19 protein-coding genes are annotated in these 20,349 nt (G+C 36.4%); 11 read left to right on the top strand and 8 right to left on the bottom strand.

The genetic code is table 11. The features are described 5' to 3' along the window. Positions 1-4: 4 nt before the first annotated feature. Positions 5-3,037, bottom strand: coding sequence for a SusC/RagA family TonB-linked outer membrane protein (locus tag GV828_RS04190; protein WP_166536229.1), 3,033 nt, complete (start codon positions 3,035-3,037; stop codon positions 5-7). A 203-nt stretch (positions 3,038-3,240) separates the two neighbouring features. On the opposite strand from GV828_RS04190, the gene GV828_RS04185 reads away from it, so the two are divergent. Beyond that, entirely contained in the window at positions 3,241-3,849 is a 609-nt protein-coding gene (locus GV828_RS04185) for a ribonuclease HII (protein ID WP_166536228.1), read from the top strand. On the opposite strand, the gene lipB is transcribed toward GV828_RS04185, so the two are convergent. After that, positions 3,846-4,565, bottom strand: a complete 720-nt coding sequence (gene lipB, locus GV828_RS04180) for a lipoyl(octanoyl) transferase LipB (protein WP_166536227.1) — start codon at positions 4,563-4,565, stop codon at positions 3,846-3,848. The two genes, GV828_RS04185 and lipB, sit on opposite strands and share 4 nt — an antisense overlap. Before the next feature lie 298 nt (positions 4,566-4,863). On the opposite strand from lipB, the gene GV828_RS04175 reads away from it, so the two are divergent. From GV828_RS04175 to GV828_RS04155, 5 genes are all read left to right on the top strand, one after another. Next, positions 4,864-5,631, top strand: coding sequence for a hypothetical protein (locus GV828_RS04175; protein ID WP_166536226.1), 768 nt, complete (start codon positions 4,864-4,866; stop codon positions 5,629-5,631). Positions 5,632-6,052: 421 nt separating this feature from the next. Next, complete coding sequence (gene lysS, locus GV828_RS04170; RefSeq protein WP_166536225.1) at positions 6,053-7,753, top strand: lysine--tRNA ligase; 1,701 nt, start codon at positions 6,053-6,055, stop codon at positions 7,751-7,753. Between the two features lie 81 nt (positions 7,754-7,834). After that, positions 7,835-8,149, top strand: a complete 315-nt coding sequence (locus GV828_RS04165) for a hypothetical protein (protein ID WP_166536224.1) — start codon at positions 7,835-7,837, stop codon at positions 8,147-8,149. A gap of 364 nt (positions 8,150-8,513) precedes the next feature. Beyond that, positions 8,514-8,945 (top strand): hypothetical protein, encoded by a 432-nt coding sequence (locus tag GV828_RS04160; protein WP_166536223.1) that lies wholly within the window; start codon positions 8,514-8,516, stop codon positions 8,943-8,945. 73 nt (positions 8,946-9,018) lie between these two features. Beyond that, positions 9,019-9,333, top strand: a complete 315-nt coding sequence (locus GV828_RS04155; protein WP_166536222.1) for a hypothetical protein — start codon at positions 9,019-9,021, stop codon at positions 9,331-9,333. 66 nt (positions 9,334-9,399) lie between these two features. On the opposite strand, the gene hemL is transcribed toward GV828_RS04155, so the two are convergent. The 4 genes from hemL to GV828_RS04135 all read right to left on the bottom strand — a co-directional run bounded on the left by hemL (position 9,400) and on the right by GV828_RS04135 (position 13,058). Next, positions 9,400-10,686, bottom strand: coding sequence for a glutamate-1-semialdehyde 2,1-aminomutase (gene hemL / locus GV828_RS04150; protein WP_166536221.1), 1,287 nt, complete (start codon positions 10,684-10,686; stop codon positions 9,400-9,402). 281 nt (positions 10,687-10,967) lie between these two features. Continuing rightward, entirely contained in the window at positions 10,968-11,837 is an 870-nt protein-coding gene (locus tag GV828_RS04145; RefSeq protein ID WP_166536220.1) for a glucosaminidase domain-containing protein, read from the bottom strand. Next, positions 11,830-12,735, bottom strand: a complete 906-nt coding sequence (locus tag GV828_RS04140; protein ID WP_394350646.1) for a 1-aminocyclopropane-1-carboxylate deaminase/D-cysteine desulfhydrase — start codon at positions 12,733-12,735, stop codon at positions 11,830-11,832. Before GV828_RS04140 ends, GV828_RS04145 begins: the two co-directional genes overlap by 8 nt. Beyond that, entirely contained in the window at positions 12,732-13,058 is a 327-nt protein-coding gene (locus GV828_RS04135; protein WP_166536219.1) for a hypothetical protein, read from the bottom strand. Before GV828_RS04135 ends, GV828_RS04140 begins: the two co-directional genes overlap by 4 nt. Before the next feature lie 122 nt (positions 13,059-13,180). Between GV828_RS04135 and GV828_RS04130 the strand changes: the two genes are divergently transcribed. The 4 genes from GV828_RS04130 to GV828_RS04115 all read left to right on the top strand — a co-directional run bounded on the left by GV828_RS04130 (position 13,181) and on the right by GV828_RS04115 (position 18,092). Then, the gene (locus tag GV828_RS04130) at positions 13,181-13,366 is read left to right on the top strand and encodes a DUF5522 domain-containing protein (protein WP_166536218.1); all 186 of its coding nucleotides are present in this window, start codon (positions 13,181-13,183) and stop codon (positions 13,364-13,366) included. Positions 13,367-13,385: 19 nt separating this feature from the next. Beyond that, entirely contained in the window at positions 13,386-15,419 is a 2,034-nt protein-coding gene (locus GV828_RS04125; RefSeq protein ID WP_166536217.1) for a urocanate hydratase, read from the top strand. Between the two features lie 218 nt (positions 15,420-15,637). Next, positions 15,638-16,174 carry a DUF4136 domain-containing protein gene (locus GV828_RS04120; protein WP_166536216.1) on the top strand — a complete coding sequence of 179 codons (537 nt, stop codon included), beginning with the start codon at positions 15,638-15,640 and terminating at the stop codon, positions 16,172-16,174. A gap of 160 nt (positions 16,175-16,334) precedes the next feature. After that, complete coding sequence (locus tag GV828_RS04115) at positions 16,335-18,092, top strand: aromatic amino acid hydroxylase (protein ID WP_166536215.1); 1,758 nt, start codon at positions 16,335-16,337, stop codon at positions 18,090-18,092. A 59-nt stretch (positions 18,093-18,151) separates the two neighbouring features. Here GV828_RS04115 and GV828_RS04110 read toward each other — a convergent pair whose 3' ends face one another. Next, the gene (locus GV828_RS04110; RefSeq protein WP_166536214.1) at positions 18,152-18,766 is read right to left on the bottom strand and encodes a DUF4230 domain-containing protein; all 615 of its coding nucleotides are present in this window, start codon (positions 18,764-18,766) and stop codon (positions 18,152-18,154) included. 65 nt (positions 18,767-18,831) lie between these two features. Further along, a complete protein-coding gene (locus GV828_RS04105) occupies positions 18,832-19,788 on the bottom strand; it encodes a GSCFA domain-containing protein (RefSeq protein WP_166536213.1) in 957 nt (318 codons plus the stop codon). A 124-nt stretch (positions 19,789-19,912) separates the two neighbouring features. On the opposite strand from GV828_RS04105, the gene GV828_RS04100 reads away from it, so the two are divergent. Then, positions 19,913-20,335, top strand: coding sequence for an SRPBCC domain-containing protein (locus GV828_RS04100; protein WP_166536212.1), 423 nt, complete (start codon positions 19,913-19,915; stop codon positions 20,333-20,335). Positions 20,336-20,349 lie beyond the last annotated feature (14 nt).

The following is a 20,349-nucleotide window of genomic DNA, read 5'->3' as shown; positions in this document are numbered from 1 at the left end:
GTTATTAAAATGTTAATTGAACTCCAAACATATATGTTTGTGCATTAGGATAAGCCCAACGATATGCAGAACCTACAAATGTACCTGTACTTTCTAATCCCATAAATCCGACTTCTGGATCACCCTTGAACTTTGTCCAAGTATATAAGTTTTGGCCCGATACATAAACACGTACTCTTTCCATAAATGATTCTCCGAAAACATCTTTACCAAATGTATATCCGATATTAAGAGATCTAAATCTTAAGAAATCACCTTTGTGTAAAAACTGATCAGTCCCCTGAAGTGTTCTTCTGGTTCCGTCATCATTAATTGGACGAGGCAATACACCAGTTTGACCTGGAGCGGTCCAGAAATTACTAGCATCTGTTCGGAAATTTTGGTTAGTACGAGTTGGATCCAACAATACCAATTCTGCCACGTTATAGATATAATTTCCACCTTGATATGAAAAATCAGCGCTGAAATCTAAATTTTTCCAATTTACTGAAGTTCCAAATCCACCAAAATAAGTAGGTGCTGGTGTTTTATCTTCTAATCTAACTGCTAATTCACCGTTAAACACATTGGTCACACCACCGTCTGGCGTATAATACAAAGGCTCTCCGTTTGCAGGATTTACACCAGCATAACGTACCTCAAAATACTCATTTACCATACCACCAACAACATTCATATGACCTCCAACAGGTTTTTCTTCTAAATTATACAAGTCTGTAACTTTATTTTTAACTAAAGTTAAGTTTCCTTTAATATTCCAAACCAAATTCTCGTTGGAGATTAAATCATAAGATAAAGCAAACTCCCATCCTTGGTTATAAAATTCTCCGGCATTAACTTCTTGGGTGTATGCCCCAGACTCGAACGGTAGCACATCTTGAAAATAAAAGTTAGTTCTGATATCTTTAAAATAATCAACTGTACCAGTCAATCTTCTATTGAAAAGCGTAAAGTCTAAACCAGCACCATAAGTTTCACTTACCGACCATTGCAAGAAAGGATTGGCAATCGCAGAAGTTGGAGCAGCACCAGGAATATTATTATAACCAGGAAAAGCAACAGCCGTTTGAGGGTAATTTTGTGCTAATCCAGAATTACTTCCTCGTTTACCCCATGATGCTCTTAGCTTTAGATTGTTTACAAATTCCGCGTTATCCATGAAACTTTCTTCAGAAATTTTCCATCCAACAGATGCTCCCGGGAAGTAACCTACGTTGTCTTGACGTCCAAACATAGAACCTTCGTCACGTCTCAGCGACGCTTGTAAGAAATATTTGTTATCAAAATCATAAAGCACGTTTGCTCCATAACCAATAAACAAATAATCAGTTCTAGAAGTTGTAGCATCTGTAGGTTGACCAGCTACCGACTGAACAGTCAAGAACGAATTTGGAAATCCTTGTGACTCCAAGAAGTAGCTATAAAAATTATATTTATTGTATTCATTAAAAACAATAACATCCAAATTGTGTTTGTCTGCAATAGTAGTGTTGTATCTCAGTGTGTGAACCCATCGATAATCAAATGAATCAGACCCCCCATCGCTTTTTAAACCTAAATCAGCGTAACCAAACGCATTTGAAATATTTGATCCTGGCGCAACGAAGGTTTCATTTACCGATCTTCCATATACCGCATTAAATTCTGTTTTAAATGATAATCCATCAGTAAACAAATCATCGATTTGAGCGTAAACGTTACCAAATGTTCTGATTTGTCTTGTTTCAATTGAATAATCATCCTCGTAAATCTCGAAGTAGTTTAAGTTACTCGGCAAACCACTTGAACCAAAAACTGGGTTACCGTTTTCGTCAACAATTTGCTCTCCTGTTGTAGGATCGATAGCATATTTAGGAACCAAAGGAGAGTTACCATATGCAGTAAACACAGGACTTAATACGTTAAAAGATTCTCTTGGACGATCATCTTTTGTATAAGATAAATTCACGTTACCACCGATTGTAATATTGTGTTTCATTTTTTGATCCACCTTAATACGACCAGACAATCTGTCAAAACCATTCCAAGGATTAATCAATCCAGTATTTTTATCGTAACCAAATGACGCCAAGAAATTTGTGTTTTCAGTAGCACTTAAAGCTTGGAATTGTACGTTTTGCAAAATACCTTTTTTAAACACTTGTTTTTCCCAATCCTCACCGTTCGCCGATAAAAACGCGATTTGCTCTGGAGTTCGAATAGGAAGCCCTTGAACACCTGCCTCTCTCAATTTTTGCTCGTGAGCCAAGTATTGAGACGCATTCATGATATCAAAGTTATCATCCACTCTGTCCGAGAAACCATAACTTGTATTCAACTGGAATTGAGTAACACCTTTCTTAGCCCTTTTAGTTGTTACAACAATTACCCCATTTGCTCCACGAGAACCGTACAACGCAGTTGCAGCAGCATCTTTAAGAACAACCTGATTCTCGATATCCGCAGGATTAATTGACAACATCTCTGTTGAACTCATATAAACGCCATCCACAACATAAAGAGGGTTAGCATTATTACCATCCATTTGATTAATACCTCGAATAGCAACTCTCGCAGGTTGACCAGGACGCCCAGAAGCACCTACAACCTGAACCCCTGCCGCTTTACCTTGCAACATGTTATCAAGAGACATCGACGGAGCCATTTTAGCAATTTCATCAGAACCAACTGTTGAAACTGCTGCGGTTACATCTTCTTTTTTCTGAGTAAAATAACCTACTACCAAGACATCATCAAGGGTAGTAGCTCCAGCTACCATTGCTGTATTTACGACATTTGAAGCACCTACAACTGCCGTTTTGGTTTCTAAACCGACGAATGAAAATTCCAAAACATCGCCTTGAGCAGCCGAGATAGAAAAATTTCCATCAAAATCTGTTTGAGTAGCAGCGGTTTTACCCTGCACCTTGACAGTAACACCTGGCAACGGCAAACCACTTTCGGTCACTGTACCTGTAATTGTTTTCTCCTGAGCGAAAGAAAACTGCATCGAAAACGCTAACAATAGCGTAAAAATCCATTTGAACTTCGATCTCATATTAAAAATTTATTTGAGTTAGTTATCCTGCAAACTTCTTAATAATTTCTTAAACAAACAAATATTACTTCGGAATAATATGAGTGCATAGTGTTAAAAAATGGAAATTAAGAGTTTTTTGGTGCTCACAAGACCTTAATAAGATGTAAAATATTAATTAAGGTTGCGTTAAAATTTTTAATTTTGAAAAAAAATAATAAATCATGCTCCTCTCCAATTTCTCCTCTTTAAATTTCGAATGTGGAACTGACGAAGCAGGACGCGGTTGTCTTGCAGGTCCTGTTACCGCTGCCGCATTAATTTTGCCCGAACATTTTTTGAATGAAATCTTAAACGACTCAAAACAACTTTCCGAAAAAAACCGAGATTTTCTTCGCCCAATAATCGAAAAAAATGCCATTTGCTATTCCGTAACTCATATTGAACCGTTGATTATTGACGAAATCAATATTCTCAACGCTTCCATTCACGCCATGCAGGAATGTATCAAAAAGCTAAATCCTATTCCTAATTATATTATAGTAGATGGCAACCGATTTAAACCCGTGGAAAATATTCCGCACAGTTGTATAATTAAAGGCGACAGCAAATATTTGAGTATTGCAGCGGCTTCGGTTTTAGCAAAAACCTACCGGGACGATTATATGAATAAAATTCACGAAGAATTTCCAATGTATAATTGGAAACAAAATAAAGGCTATCCCACAAAAGAACACCGCGAAGCCATCAAAAAATATGGTGCTACAAAATACCACCGGAAGTCATTCAGGCTTTTGCCGGAGCAATTGGCATTAGATTTTATAGAAATTTAAACTACCAACTCTTTCATCGGTATCATTTCTGCTTCAAAAAGCGCTACGAAATGTTTGATGATTTTTTCTTTCACCTCGGCTTCAATCACTCTTTCAACACCAAGTTCCACGTGAAGAGAAGTAACGGCTTTACCACGAATCCCACATGGAATAATATTGTCAAAATAACCTAGATCAGCATTAACGTTTAGTGCAAAACCATGCATCGTTACCCAACGCGAAGCCCGAACTCCCAAAGCACAAATTTTTCTCGCAAACGGCGTTCCCACATCAAGCCAAACTCCAGTTTCACCCTCACTTCTCACGCCAGTCAAACCGTATTCTGCCAAAACCAAAATCATCACTTCCTCCAAAAACCGAAGGTATTTGTGAATATCGGTAAAAAAATTTTCCAAATCCAAAATCGGGTAACCCACAATTTGCCCGGGACCATGATACGTAATATCACCTCCCCTATTTATTTTATAAAAAGTCGCGCCTTTTTCCTCCAATTGTTTTTCACTCAACAACAAATTGCCGAAGTCCCCGCTTTTCCCTAAAGTATAAACATGCGGATGTTCCACAAACAAAAAATAATTCGGAGTGTTTTCTTGCAAATCTTCCCTGCGATTTTTAATTTTTATATCCAAAATCCCCTGAAACAACGCCTCCTGAAAATCCCACGTTTCCTTATAATCCTTCATCCCTAAATCCTGCAGCTTTACAACTTTATTCATACCTTAATATTTACTGACAAATTTACGCATTTTAGATTTTAGATTGATACTATACGAATTTTCATTTTTTGAAGAGAATTGATTCTTTTTTGTAATTGTCATTGAAATTGAATTTTTTTTCGAAGCGAAAGGTCGTTTCTTTTTCAGCTCCCGAAACTTTGGGGCATGTTCCCGCTGTCCTTCCAGAGTCCCGAAGATAAATCGGGAGCTCTTCCCTCGCATCGGGGCTAAACGGAAATTCATAAACCAAAATTGCTTTCAATTTGTTTTTCCCAATTATTTTTTTAATTTTAATGACATGAAAAATCTCATTCTTTTATTCCTAATACTCACTTCGTCAATACCTTGCAATGCAGATTGCGCAATGGGAGCCACATCCTTTTTCCCATTGAACAGAACTAACATTAGCACCAATTCAATTTTTATAATTCAGGGTTATGGCACTACTACTGCAACGGTAAAAAACTTTCCAACCCGAAAAGTATTTTTAGAGTCTGAATCAGGCGAATTAATTGAATTAAAACTAAAAGAAATCTTCACAGGAAAAGGTCAGAATCAAGCAATTTTCTTTCCGAGTTCAAAATTGAAGTACAATACCAAATACCATCTTAAATATAGTGATGAAACTCCTATAGAAACCAAAGAACTTTCTGTCTGGAATTCCGCTACAAAAAACCAGGAAAAAATTACTTGGACCACCGCTTCCGAAGAAATCGAAAATTCTATAAATATTGATTTTACATTCCGTTTTGTTAAATCCGAATCAAAAATGTATGGTTGTGGCAATTCATCCAATGCAATTTTTGAAATAAACAAAGTGAATAACTCTACGGTTATTTTTAAAACCGAACTCTTAGATTTACGTACGAACGAAATCTCAACGTTTTATGTTTTTCCCGATAAAAATATTTTAAAGGTAGGATACGAAATGTGTTCTGGTAATTTTGATCTTAAAGATAGTTCAAACTATAAAGTAAGATTTACCCCAACAAATAGTAGCGGTAACGAAGCCAAAACTTCAGAGTGGAAAGCATTTAAAAGCGCAAAAAATCCTTACCTGCGTTAAATCTTTTATCGTCTAAAGCAAAAAAAAACATTTCACAAAATTCCCGTAGGGATGAAATGATGATAACCTCGTGATTATGATACTATGAAAGTCCCGTAGGGATGACATTATTATAATCGATTATCTTTGTCCAGAAGCCTCCAAATTTAAAACCAACTTTCCCCAATAGCCCCGATTGGAGCGGAAATCCTTTTTTTATATTGCCGGGATTTTAACCCATGGCAATCCCAAAAAGATTGAAGCGGAAAGCGGGAACGACGATTATAAAAAAGCCCAAGCCTTTCGCTTCAAAAATTCCAAAAAGGCAAAAAGAAATTCCAATAAAAAAATTCCAAATTCAAAAAATCTAAAATCCTAAATCTTACATCAAAAATCATAAATCTAAAATCACTATCTTTGCACGCTTAAAAATTAACGCAATATGCAACTTTCAGAACAAGAAATCATCAGAAGAGAAAAATTGGGGAGGTTGAGAGAACTCGGCATTAACCCTTATCCGGCAAATTTGTTTCCAGTAAACCATACTTCGAAACAAGTAAAGGACACTTTTGAGGAAGGCAAGAAAGTTGTGGTTGCAGGTCGTGTGATGAGCACGCGAATTCAAGGAAAAGCGTCGTTTATTTCGTTGCAAGACAGCGAAGGTCGTGTTCAGGTGTACATCAACCGTGATGAAATTTGTCCGGGAGAAGATAAGGAACTTTACAACGAAGTTTTTAAAAAATTAATTGACTTAGGAGATTTTATTGGCGTAGAAGGTGAACTTTTTACCACTCAAGTAGGAGAAAAATCCATTCGCGCGACCAATTTTACGCTTCTAAGCAAAACACTACGTCCATTACCATTACCAAAAACTGATGCCGATGGTAACATCTTCGACGGATTTACCGATCCGGAATTGCGTTACCGTCAACGGTACGTTGATTTAGTGGTAAATCCTCACGTAAAAGAAGTTTTTGTGAAACGTACCAAATTGTACAGCGCAATGCGCGAATTTTTCAATTCGGCAGGTTATATGGAAGTGGAAACTCCGGTTTTACAGTCGATTCCTGGAGGTGCCGCAGCTCGTCCATTTATCACACATCACAATTCTTTGGACATTCCTTTATACATGAGAATTGCCAACGAATTATACCTCAAAAGATTAATTGTAGGTGGTTTTGATGGCGTTTACGAATTTTCAAAAAATTTCCGTAACGAAGGAATGGACCGTACTCACAATCCAGAATTTACCGCAATGGAAATTTACGTAGCCTACAAAGACTACAACTGGATGATGGAATTTACCGAAAATTTACTCGAGCATTGTGCAATAAAAGTAAACGGAACGACTGATGTAACTTTTGGAGATCATCACGTGAGCTTCAAAGCACCTTACGCAAGAGTTACCATGACGGATGCCATCATAAAGTATACTGGTTTTGATATTTCTGGCAAGACCGAAAAAGAAATTTTTGAAGCCGCAAAATCCATGGGAATTGCAGTAGATGAAACCATGGGCAAAGGAAAATTGATTGATGAAATTTTTGGAGAAAAATGTGAAGGAAACTTTATTCAGCCAACTTTTATCACGGATTATCCAAAAGAAATGAGTCCGCTTTGTAAAGAACACCGCAATAATCCAGAATTGACAGAACGTTTTGAATTAATGATTTGCGGAAAAGAAATCGCAAACGCCTATTCAGAATTAAATGACCCGATTGATCAACGGGAACGTTTTGAAGCACAAATGGCCTTGGCAGAAAGAGGTGACGACGAAGCAAACGGAATTATTGACAACGATTTTTTAAGAGCGTTAGAATACGGAATGCCGCCAACTTCCGGTTTAGGAATTGGAATGGATCGTTTAATCATGTATTTAACGAACAATCAATCAATTCAAGAAGTATTGTTCTTTCCACAAATGCGTCCAGAGAAAAAAAACGCAGAAATCGAACTTTCACCCGAAGAAAAATCGATTATCGATATTTTAAAAGCCAACGAAAACGTGATGCCTTTAACTTCCTTAAAAGAATCAGCTGGTTTAAGCGGAAAAAAATGGGATGCTTGCATGAAAGCCCTTTCAAAACATGCTTTGGTAAAAGTGGTCGTGAACGGCGAAGATAAAATTGTAGAATTGACGTAAGCCAATTGTTAAAAAATAAAAATTATTGGTTTATTTCTTAAAAAGAATTAGATTTGACCTTCTCAACTAAACCAAAAAATTATGAAAAAAATATTTACACTTCTTGCTCTTTTCCTTGCTTTCGCAATCCAAGCCCAAAGCACTGACTTGCGAGAAACTGCCAAGAAAAATGTTGCCACATTAGAAACCGTTGTAAAACTTGACGCTAATGCTAAAAAAGGAGCCGAAGCCGCTTTCTATCACAAGCACAAAGCCGCTTTGCAAGAAAACCTTACAGCAGAACAAAAACAACAAATTGAGGCCGACGTTGAAGCACTATTAATCAAAGGCATTGGCGAAGAAAATTTTGCAAAACTTAAAGCTAACACCAAGATTTACAATCAATTACTAAAATAAAAAACGAGCTGTCTGCAAAGGCAGCTTTTTTTTTACCAAAAAAATAAAAATAATTTGAGCAGCCCCTCCGGTCGCGCTTTCCGCTACAAGTCCTCGGCCCAAAAACTTTTTTTGTAAGCCCAAAAAACGAGCTCCTAAAGTCGCTGTTTTTCGGGCACAAAAAATAGTTTTTCAGCCTCCGGGCTTTCCACTTCAATCGCTGCTGCAACAGAACGTCTTGCTATAAAACGCAATTGTCTTTTCAGCACAAACTACTCATTTTCCTACAACATTTTTAAAAATCTAAAAAAAATGATAACCCACGTTAAACTTTTTTAATTCTCAACTGTCTTATCATCAAACTAGAAAATTAAAAAACACTTTTATGAAAAAAATGATGATTGCAGCATTATTGATGATCGGGATGACATCTTTTGCACAAGAAAAAACCCTTGGCGAAAAAAGAGCTAGACCAGAAAGAGAACATTTGCCACAAAGAGACAAGTTATCTCCAGAAGAAAGAAACAAAAAACAGTTAGAAAAAATCACTTCGGAGCTTAATCTCACTGATGCCCAACAAAAAGAAGTAGCTAAATTGATGGCGGAAAACAAAGCCAAAAGAGAAGCAAAAAAAGAAGACCGTCAGGCAAAAATGAAACTCATGAAAGCCGAAAGAGAAAAAGAAATGGAAGCCAACGACGCCAAAATGAAAAAGATTTTAACAGCCGATCAATACGCTAAATACCAAACCTTAAAAGCCGAAAAAAAAGCAAAAATGCAAGACCGTTTGAAAGACAGAAAAGAAAAGAAAAAATAATTTAACAGCTAAATTTAAAAAATGGTCTTAAATTTGATATTATCAGTATTATAAATCTAAACGATTATAAAAAATGAAAAAATTAATGACCGTTTTATTCTTTTTAGTTTTCAATATGATGGCATTTGCACAAAATGCAAACGATTTGGCGAAAAGCGATGTGGAAGCTCTAAAACAGGAAATTACAATCACCAAACAAGCAGAAGAAACTTTTTTGGAACTTTTTAAAAGCAAACACGAAGCCCTTTCTAAATCAGGAACATCGGAGGCAAAAAAGAAAATTATCCACAAGTCGGTTGACGCTAAATTGAGAGGTACTTTATCCGCAGACCAAATGGCAAAATTGGATGCAAAACCTGAATTATTGAAAAAATTAACGCAAAAATAATCTGCGTTTTTTAAATAACAAAGGCTTCCGTTTGGAAGCCTTTATATTTTCAAATCATCTACAAATTTAAAAATTCTGCGAAACCTTATCAACTGCGTTGATGGTAAAATCCAAATCTTCGTAGGTTAACGCATCGGTAATAAACCAAGTTTCGTAAGCTGATGGCGCAATGTAAACGCCTTCTTGTAATAATCCGTAGAAAAATTTCTTAAAAGTTTCATTATCTCCCGCTGCTGCTGATTGCAGATCTTCTACAGCATTTTTAGCAAAATGCACAGAAATCATCGAACCTACTCTATTGATTGTATAAACCACATTATTTTTATCCAGCTTCTCCCGAATTCCTTTTTCTAAATAAGCCGTTTTTTCTTCTAATCTTTTAAAAATTTCTGCATCATTATTCAAAGACTTCAACATTTCCAATCCTGCCGCCATTGCCAAAGGATTTCCTGATAAAGTTCCGGCTTGATAAACCGGACCATTTGGCGCTAAATAATCCATGATTTCGTTTCGCGCGGCAAAAGCCCCAACCGGAAGTCCTCCACCAATTACTTTTCCAAATGTCACTATATCGGCATTAACGCCAAATAATTCTTGAGCGCCACCTTTTGCCAATCGGAAACCGGTCATTACCTCATCAAAAATTAATAAGGTTCCGTTTTTTGTACACAATTCACGAAGTTGCTGTAAAAATTCTTTTTTCGGCGGAACGCATCCCATGTTTCCTGCAACTGGTTCGATGATGATGGAGGCAATTTCGTTAGGATTTGCGTCAAATAAAGCCTTGACATTTTCAATATTGTTGTATTGGGCAAGCAAAGTGTCTTTTGCGGTTCCTTGAGTCACTCCGGGACTATTTGGCGTCCCGAAAGTGATGGCGCCACTTCCAGCGGCAATTAAAAAAGAATCAGAATGACCGTGGTAACAACCGGAAAACTTAATTATTTTTTCGCGTTTGGTAAATCCTCTAGCCAAGCGAACGGCACTCATACAAGCTTCCGTTCCGGAATTTACGAAACGTATTTTGTCGATATTAGGTACCATTGAAACGGCTAATTTGGCAATTTCAGTTTCTAATTCGGTTGGTGTTCCAAAAGAAGTTCCGAGTTTCGTTCTTTCAATTACGGCATTGACAACGGGCTCAAAAGCATGGCCTAAAATCATCGGCCCCCAAGAATTGATGTAGTCAATTAATTTATTTCCGTCTTCGTCGTAAAGGTAAGCTCCTTTTGCTTTTTGGATAAATATTGGTGTTCCTCCAACGGCTTTAAACGCCCGAACCGGAGAGTTTACGCCACCTGGAATCACTTGTGAAGCTTCGTGAAAAAGCTGGCTGCTTCTTTTATATTGCATGATTTATTTTTGAAAGTTACAACGTGGCAAAGTTACAAAGTTGAATCTTATTTTTATGGATAGTTTCACCTTTAAGTTTGGTACTGGCGATTGCTTGTACCAAAATGATTTTTCTTTTAGCCCTAATCGTACGGAAAACCTTTTCCCGCTTTTTTTGAATGGGAAAAACTTGCAGTAAGGGCAGGAAAATGTCCCGAAGCTTCGGGAGCTAGAAATGCCTGTCCCGACGCTTCGGGATTGCCCAAAAAAAACCGAACTCAACTTGAATCCGGCTTTTAAGTTTATTTTACTTTTATGGATTGTCCGATGGAAATGGCGTTGTCGCTGAGATTGTTGAGTCTTTTAAGCTCGTCAACGGTAGTCCCGAAACGTTTTGAAATGGAGTAAAGCGTGTCGCCTTTGGTTACTTCATAAAAATCGCCACGGTTTTCGTTGTTAATCACAATCGGTTCGCTTTTGCGGATTGGCGTGAAGCTTTTGCCTAAAACTTCGCTGTCATATTGGTGCAAATTGTAACGTTCGATGTATGAAATTAATTTGTCCGGATACTTGGGATCAGTGGCATAACCAGCAGCTTTTAGGCCTTTTGCCCAAGCTTGGTAATCATCTTTGTCTAATTTAAAAAGGGATGCATATCGACCGCGAGAGGTGAGAAAAAGCGCGTGATCTTTGTAAGATTCTGCGGGATCAGCATATTTTCGGAAGCATTCTTGTGCGGCATCATCATCATGACGAACGCTTTCGCCTGTCCAACCTGTATGGCATTTGATACCGAAATGATTGTTGGCGGTTTTACAAAGCGTTCCACGTCCGGCACCTGATTCTAAAATTCCTTGTGCCAAAATAATGCTGGCGGGAATGCCGTATTCTCGCATATTATTTTTGGCAATATCTTTAAAATCTTGTACATAATTATTTACAACATCGGCATAAACTACGGTTCGAGAAGTGGATTCTATTACTTCTGGATTGTTAGTTGATGTGGTTTTTGTAGTGGTTTTTTTGGTGACAATTTTGGGTGAAGATTTTTTCGTTACCACTTCTCTTTTCGATTTCGTGGCCGTTTTTTTCTTGTAAGATACTTTTGATTTTGACGAACCGCAACTTGCCAGAAGCAAGACTGTTGCCAGAATTAAAAATTTTTTAAACATGGTATTCTATTTTGGGTAAGTTTTTTTTGCTTAACAATTGGTTCATGCCTTCAATTCCCTGCAATCCTCCGGTGTGAATGACTAAAATTTTTGAATTTGGCGGAAAATAATTTTTTTGAACCAAATCGATAATTCCATACATCATCTTGCCAGTATAAACGGGATCTAACGGTATTTTATTATGGTTAAAAAATTGATTTAAGAACGAAACGAGCTCGGGTGTAATCTTGGCATAACCTCCAAAATGGTAATCCTCAATTAGTTCCCAATTATTTTTATTGACAAATGTAGTGATTTCTTTTGTAAGAAAACCTCCTTTAAGTGCCGGAAATCCTAAAACTTTTTGATTTTCAAAAGAAGCATTAATGATTCCGGAAATCGTACCTCCGGTTCCAATGGCACAACAAATAAAGTCGAAAGTTTTATCTTCGGGAGATAAAATTTCTTCGCAACCTTTTATGGCAAGTTCGTTTGTACCGCCTTCAGGAATGAGAAAAAAATCGCAAAATTGATGTTTGAGTTTTTCAAGATATGCGCCGTCCGTTTTGTTAGCGTATTCGTTTCTAGGAATAAATTCAAGTTGCATCCCGTGTTGTTGTGCAAACTGAAGTGTGGGATTTTCCTGAATTTTATTTTGAAGCTCTTCTCCACGAATAATTCCAATGGTATGAAAACCTTGTTCTTTTCCCGCAAATGCTACGGCAGCAATATGGTTAGAAAATGCTCCACCAAAGGTGAGTAAATTATTCTTATTATCTTTTTTCGCTTGAAGCAAGTTGTATTTCAGTTTTCTAAATTTATTCCCCGAAATAAAAGGATGAATCAAATCTTCACGGCGTATTTCGATTGAAATTCCGTTATGGTTCAGGTTAATTTTATGAGAGGGAATTCGCATCATAAATATTTAAAAAAATGCCAGAAAGTTCTTTTTTTTAGGTAATTTAAATTCATTTCATTGGTATAACATTCTTTTTCAAAACTGATATTCCGATAAGCTTTATTCCAGTTTTTATATTTCAAAAATTTTATAAAAAATTCAATGACATACCAAATATAAAAAGGCAAAACCAGCATTTCTATTTGTTGGCGAATGTGGATTTTTTCGTGATTAAGCAAGCACAAATCTTCTTTATCCTCAATTGAATGCAAAATCACAAACGGAAAAATGGTAATGCCGCGATAACCTTTGGGAATAAAAAATTTTGAAACCAAGACTAACATTTATTGTAAACGAATTTTGAGCTTATCTTTTTATTTTTGACGATTTCTATAATAATTTGCACTTAAAGCCACCGAAAATTATTTATTTTTGAAAAATTAATTTTAAAAATCAACTTCAAGAAATGAATCAGCAAAATAATGAAAATAAATTGATTGAAGGTGAAGATTTTTATTACACGCCCGAGGGTTACAAATGTTTTACCGAAAAATATCATCTCAAGCGAGGCTATTGTTGCACAAATGGTTGCAGACATTGTCCTTATAAAAAGCCTCCTAACCCCCAAAGGGGGAACCACAACCGAAAATAGATTTTTAAAATATACTTTTATGAATTCACAAAATATCTCCGCTCCAACAACTCCCCCTATTGGGAATGGGGGGCTTTTTCAAGAACAAATACAACAAGGAATTCCTTCTGATTTACCGCAAATCAAGCCGTTTGACACTAGCATCAATCACGCCCCGAAACGCAAAGAAATTCTTTCGGCTGAAGAAAAAAAATTAGCCGTAAGAAATGCGCTTCGATACTTTGAACCAAAACATCACGCTGTTTTAGCACCCGAATTTTTGCAGGAATTAAATGATTACGGAAGAATTTATATGTATCGTTTTCGTCCGGATTACAAAATTTATGCAAGACCAATTTCGGAATATCCAGGAAAATCAGAGCAAGCAAAAGCCATCATGCTGATGATTCAAAATAATTTAGATCATGCTGTTGCACAACATCCTCACGAATTGATTACTTATGGTGGAAATGGAGCAGTTTTCCAAAATTGGGCTCAATATCTACTCTCAATGAAATATTTATCGGAAATGACTGATGAGCAAACTTTAGTGATGTATTCCGGTCATCCAATGGGATTATTTCCTTCGCATAAAGAGGCGCCTCGTGTGGTAGTTACTAACGGAATGATGATTCCAAATTATTCTAAGCCAGACGATTGGGAAAAATTCAACGCTCTTGGAGTTTCCCAATACGGTCAAATGACAGCTGGAAGTTATATGTATATCGGACCACAAGGAATTGTTCACGGAACGACCATCACGGTTTTAAATGGTTTTAGAAAAATAAAAAAATCGCCTTCTGGTGCATTATTCGTGACTTCTGGATTAGGTGGAATGAGTGGTGCACAGCCTAAAGCTGGAAATATTGCAGGTTGCGTTACGGTTTGTGCAGAAGTGAATCCGAAAATCACCAAAATTCGTCACGAACAAGGTTGGATCAATGAAATAATTGATAATGTCAACGAATTAATTCCAAGAGTCAAAAAAGCATTGGAAAACAAAGAAGTGGTTTCGATTGCCTATTTAGGAAATGTGGTGGATATTTGGGAACGATTTGACCAGGAAAATTTACACATTGATTTAGGTTCCGACCAAACTTCGTTGCACAATCCTTGGGCTGGAGGTTATTATCCGACAGGCTATACTTTTGAAGAATCGAATGAATTGATGGCGAATAACCCTGCAAAATTCAAAGAAGAAGTACAAAAAACTCTTCGTCGTCATGCAGATGCTATCAATAAACATACTGCAAAAGGCACTTACTTTTTTGATTACGGAAACGCTTTCTTGCTTGAAGCTTCGAGAGCTGGAGCCGATATTATGGCTGAAAATAAAATAGATTTTAAATATCCGAGTTATGTTCAGGATATTATGGGACCAATGTGTTTTGATTATGGCTTTGGCCCTTTCCGTTGGGTTTGTGCTTCGGGAAATCCAGAAGATTTAGCCAAAACCGACAAAATTGCTTGTGAAGTTTTAGAAGAAATGATGCAAAACTCTCCAGAGGAAATCCAACAGCAAATGGCCGATAATATCCAATGGATCAAAGGTGCTCAAGAAAATAGATTAGTAGTTGGGTCTCAAGCCCGAATTTTATATGCCGATGCAGAAGGCAGAATAAAAATTGCCGAAGCCTTTAATCAAGCGATTGCCAGAGGCGAAATTGGCTATGTAATTTTAGGTCGTGATCATCACGATGTTTCTGGAACCGATTCTCCTTACCGCGAAACTTCAAATATTTATGACGGTTCTCGTTTTACAGCCGATATGGCGATTCATAACGTTATTGGCGATAGTTTCCGCGGTGCAACTTGGGTTTCCATTCACAATGGTGGTGGCGTTGGTTGGGGCGAAGTAATTAACGGTGGTTTTGGTATGGTTCTTGATGGTTCTCAAGAAGCATCAAAACGTTTAAAATCAATGCTTTTCTGGGATGTAAATAATGGCATTTCCCGCAGAAGTTGGGCTAGAAACAACGAAGCAATTTTCGCAATTAAACGAGCGATGCAGCAAGAACCGTTACTAAAAGTAACCCTCCCAAATCAGGTGGAAGAGTCACATTTAGATTTCTAATAAAAATTATTAAATGAAGAATTTAAACAGCATTACGTTACTCTTTATGGGAATGGGTTTTTTTATTCTAGGAATGATTTTCACCCATACCATCCCAAAAATTCTAGTATTGCTGGCATCTTCAATATTAACGGTAATTGGTGCTATAAAGAGTTTTAAGGAAAAAAATAAACGATAAAACGCCATAATTTACTATCTTTAAATAAAAAATTACCGCTATGAAATTTTTAAGAATAATTCCGCTTATCTTGCTCACGGTTGTAGCTTCGTGCTCTTCTGTACGTGTAGCAACAGATTATGATAAAAGTGTCGATTTTAATCAGTATAAATCGTATGCTTTTCATAAGTCAGGTATTGACAAGGTTGAAGTTTCGGATTTAGACAAAAAAAGAATTCTGAAAGCCATCGAAACTGAAATGAATGCTAAAGGATTTACCAAAAGCTCTAATCCTGACTTACTAGTCAATATTTTCACAAAATCTAGAGAACAAGTTGATGTGAACCAATTTAACGCCGGTTGGGGTTATGGTTGGGGCTGGGGCTGGAATCCATGGATGTGGGGAGGCACAAACACCACCGTTTCTACATCTACCGAAGGAACACTTTACATTGATTTGATCGATGCCAAGAAAAAAGAATTAATCTGGCAAGGTGAAGGTGTTGGAGTGCTTACGCAAAATATTAAAAAGAAAGACGAAAGAATTCAAGAATTTGTACAAAAAATTTTAGCCCAATATCCACCCGAAAAAAAATAATTTCGGTTAAATAATACTATAAAAATCCACAGCTTGAAATTATTATAGCTGTGGATTTTTTTTCTCAAATGCGATTTCTTAAATCTTAACAACAGCTAAAATTGTTTTCTTTTTTAGCGATAAAACCATACCTTTACACCTCAACTACAACGTTTGAATTATGAGTACTGAGTTTGAAAGCAATCCACTGATTGATAGACTTCCGGCACATTTAAAACAATTTATCAAGCCGCAAAATTATGAAGATTACACTCCAATCAATCAAGCGGTTTGGAGATATGTAATGCGAAAAAATGTTGATTATCTTTCCAAAGTTGCCCACAATTCTTACTTAGAAGGTTTAAAAAAAACTGGTTTGGAAATTGAAAATATTCCAAATATGTATGGGATGAACCGAATTTTAAAGGAAATCGGGTGGGCTGCAGTAGCCGTTGACGGTTTTATTCCCCCAAATGCTTTTATGGAATTTCAGGCGTATAATGTTTTAGTGATTGCTTCAGATATTCGCCAGTTAGAACATATTGAATATACGCCAGCTCCAGATATTATTCACGAAGGTGCCGGACATGCGCCAATTATTGCCAATCCTGAATATGCAGAATACTTAAGACGATTTGGAGAAATTGGAAGCAAAGCCATTTCCTCTTCACACGATTACGAAATTTACGAAGCCATTCGCTTATTATCTATTTTAAAGGAAGCCGAAGGAACACCACAGGCCGAAATTGATGCTATTGAGAAAAAAGTAGATGAATTACAGCAAAAAACCGATGATTTATCTGAAATGGCTTTAATCAGAAATTTACATTGGTGGACGGTAGAATACGGCCTGATTGGCACTTTAGAAAACCCAAAAATTTATGGTGCCGGATTGCTATCATCCATAGGCGAAAGCGCTTGGTGTATGACTGATAAGGTGGAAAAACTTCCCTACACGATTGAAGCAGCTAACCAAAGTTTTGACATCACAAAGCCACAACCTCAACTTTTCGTAACGCCAGATTTTGCGCATTTAAGTTTAGTTTTGGAAGAATTTGCGAACACTATGGCTTTGAGAACAGGCGGACTTTCAGGAATTGAAAAATTAATTAATTCCAAAGCACTTGGAACGATTGAATTAAGCACCGGATTACAAATCTCAGGTGTTTTTTCAAATGTCATCGAAAATGAAGGAAAACCTGTTTACATTCAAACAAGCGGAAAAACTGCTTTATCTTATCGTGAAAAAGAATTAGTTGGACATTCCACGAATTATCACGCGGAAGGATTTGGAAGTCCAATTGGAAAACTCAAAGGCATAAATTTAGCAATAGAAGACATGAGTCCGCGAGATTTGCAGGCTTACGCTATTTACGAAGGCGAATATACTTCGCTCGAATTTGAAGGCGGAATTACAGTTTCGGGGGAAATTATAACTGGTACCAGAAATTTACAAGGAAAAATTATCCTCATCAGCTTTAAAAATTGTACCGTTACCTACGAAAATCAAGTGCTCTTCCAACCCGAATGGGGAATTTTCGATATGGCAGTTGGGAAAAAAGTTATCTCGGCGTTTTCGGGTCCTGCAGATGCAAAAAGTTTTGATTTAATTACCCACGTTCCTTCGAGTCAAACGGTGAAAGCACAAAAAAATTCGCAAAGGCAAGCACTTGAAAATTTGTATAAAAATGTACGTAATATTCGAGAGCGAAAACAAACTGAATTTTCGTTAGAGGAAATTTTTTTCAACGTACAGCAAAATCATCCTAAGGACTGGCTTTTATCAGTAGAAATAGCAGAAATTTTGCACGAAAATCCAACCGGAAATTTATTGGAAAAAGTAATGCTTCATTTGGAAAATTTAAAAACTTCGAGACCCGAAATTGCCCATTTAATCAACGATGGAATCGAATTAATTTTTGAAAAAGAACAAGCGTAAATTTTTCTTGTAATAAAATAATAAATGCTGAAATTCGGTAATGAAGTTCAGCATTTTTTTTACATCAAAATATTATCAATACTACCATTATCAACAGTTTCGCCATTGTATTTCAAAGTCCATCCCAGCGAATTTGTGGTAATTAATATTTTGGAAAATTCACTAATTAATCTGTTTTGCGCATTGGATTTCAGTGTAGATTTTTCTATTTTTTTCTTCAAATTTTCCCTCACAACCCTGTTCACTTTGTTGTAATCTTCGCCAGTAAACGGACTCAATCGGCTTTGTTCGATGTTGTAAAATTTAATATCGGGACTTATCTTGATTTCCTCCTTTGGAATATGCGTAATTGTAATGGTTTTATTTGCTTCGTCAATGTCATATTTCATCTGTCGCAAATCATAAGCCACGGTTACATCGGCATTTACAACCACGAGCGCTTTTTTCTCAATCGACACTAAATCCATCAAATATTTATCACTGTCTTTGTACGTCAAAACCTCTGCAAAATGACCTTCGGTTACAATTAATTTCCCAACATTTACAATTTGTTCTTGAATTAAATTCGAATCGTATTCGATGGTTGCGGTATCTTCTTTTTTAAATTCACAAAAGCGAAAAAGCAAAATGATTGCCAAAACTATTGCAAAGCCGTACAAAATTCTTCTAATCATAAGTTTTATTTTGATTTTAAAATATACAATAAAAAATGTGCCGAAAATCGATTTTTAAGAAACTTTTAAAATTGCATCCAAGGGTAAACTTTTTGCAATAATTGAACGCGATTATCCAAGTTTTCGAGAAATTTTTGATGCGAAACCGATTGTACGTTGAATGCTCGATGTGAAAGACCTTTCTGAATACTATCAACCTCTTGCATCGTTGCGATCGTTTCAGTGGTCATCCAGCTTTCGCAAAATTTTTGCCAAATATAATTAACCGCAATTTTATTCGGATGAATCATATCTTCAGCGTAAAACCGATAATCGCGGAGTTCGTCCATCATGATTTCATAGCTGGGGAAATAAAACACCCTAACCCCGGAAGAGGGAACTGAAATTACAGCATGAAGCGCAGTAATTAAATGCGCTTTGCTGCGTTGATTTTCGACGAAACCGTCTTTGGTATGGCGAACCGGTGAAATCGTAAAAATAATTTTTGCTGAAGGATTTATCTTACTTATTTTAAAAATCATGCTCTTAATTTTCAGCTGAATAGATTCAATTGACAGCAATTCTTTTTCAAATTCTTTTTGCGGAATTTTATGGCAATTGGCAACAATATTTCCACTCGTCAAATTTCTGTAAATCCAGGCAGTTCCTAATGTGATGACAATATATGAAGCCTCTTGAATTGCCTTTTTCAGTAAAAATAAATTGCTGTTGAGTTTTGTCAAAAAAGAAATCTTATCCGGTTGTGACATTTCCGAATGTACTTCAAAACAATGCCACCTTTCATTGTGAAAAAAAATATCGTTTTCAGTAAATTCCAAATCATTAACAGCCCTATGAATCACATTTTCTAATGCTACAGGATGAAATAAAATCCCAAACGGATTGACAGTATTTTGGAACTGGTAGTAAGAAAATTTGTCACTAATATTTTCCGCAAAACACGAACCCAACATCAAAATTTTCGACGAATAATCAATAGGAAATTGAGATTTTAAAATAGGAATTGGTGTGGAAAAGTGCATATTTTTTATTACAAATATACAAAAGTTGCGTGGCTTGGAGTGTGGTTTAAATTTTGCTATCGCATCATAAATTTATAAAAAAAACATATACATTTGTTTAAAACAAAGTCAAAAATCAAGAAATATGAACGAAGAAAAACAGCAAATTTCCGTGCAAACTGAAGTAAACAAACCTGTTGAAATTGTTTGGAAAAGCTTTACAGAAACCAAACACGTAATGAATTGGAATTTTGCGTCCGATGATTGGCATTGTCCAAAAGCAGAAAATAACCTTGAAGTTGGTGGCGTTTTTACCTATACGATGGCGGCAAAAGACGGCAGCATGAGTTTTGATTTTGAAGGAAAGTATTCGGCTGTAGAACATTTAAAATTGATAGAATATTCAATGCCAGATGCCAGATTCGTAAGCATCAAGTTTGAAGATCTAGGCGAAAAAACTCGTGTTACAGAAATTTTTGATCCAGAAGATATGCATCCAATTGAATTTCAGCAAGCGGGTTGGCAAGCTATTTTAGACAATTTTAGAAAATATACCGAAACGATATAACTTTTCAAAAAAAA

This window comes from Flavobacterium ichthyis (genome assembly GCF_009915155.1).
Taxonomy (GTDB): domain Bacteria; phylum Bacteroidota; class Bacteroidia; order Flavobacteriales; family Flavobacteriaceae; genus Flavobacterium; species Flavobacterium ichthyis.
Note: the sequence above shows the minus strand (reverse complement) of the source record. Positions and strands in the feature narration are given on the sequence as shown.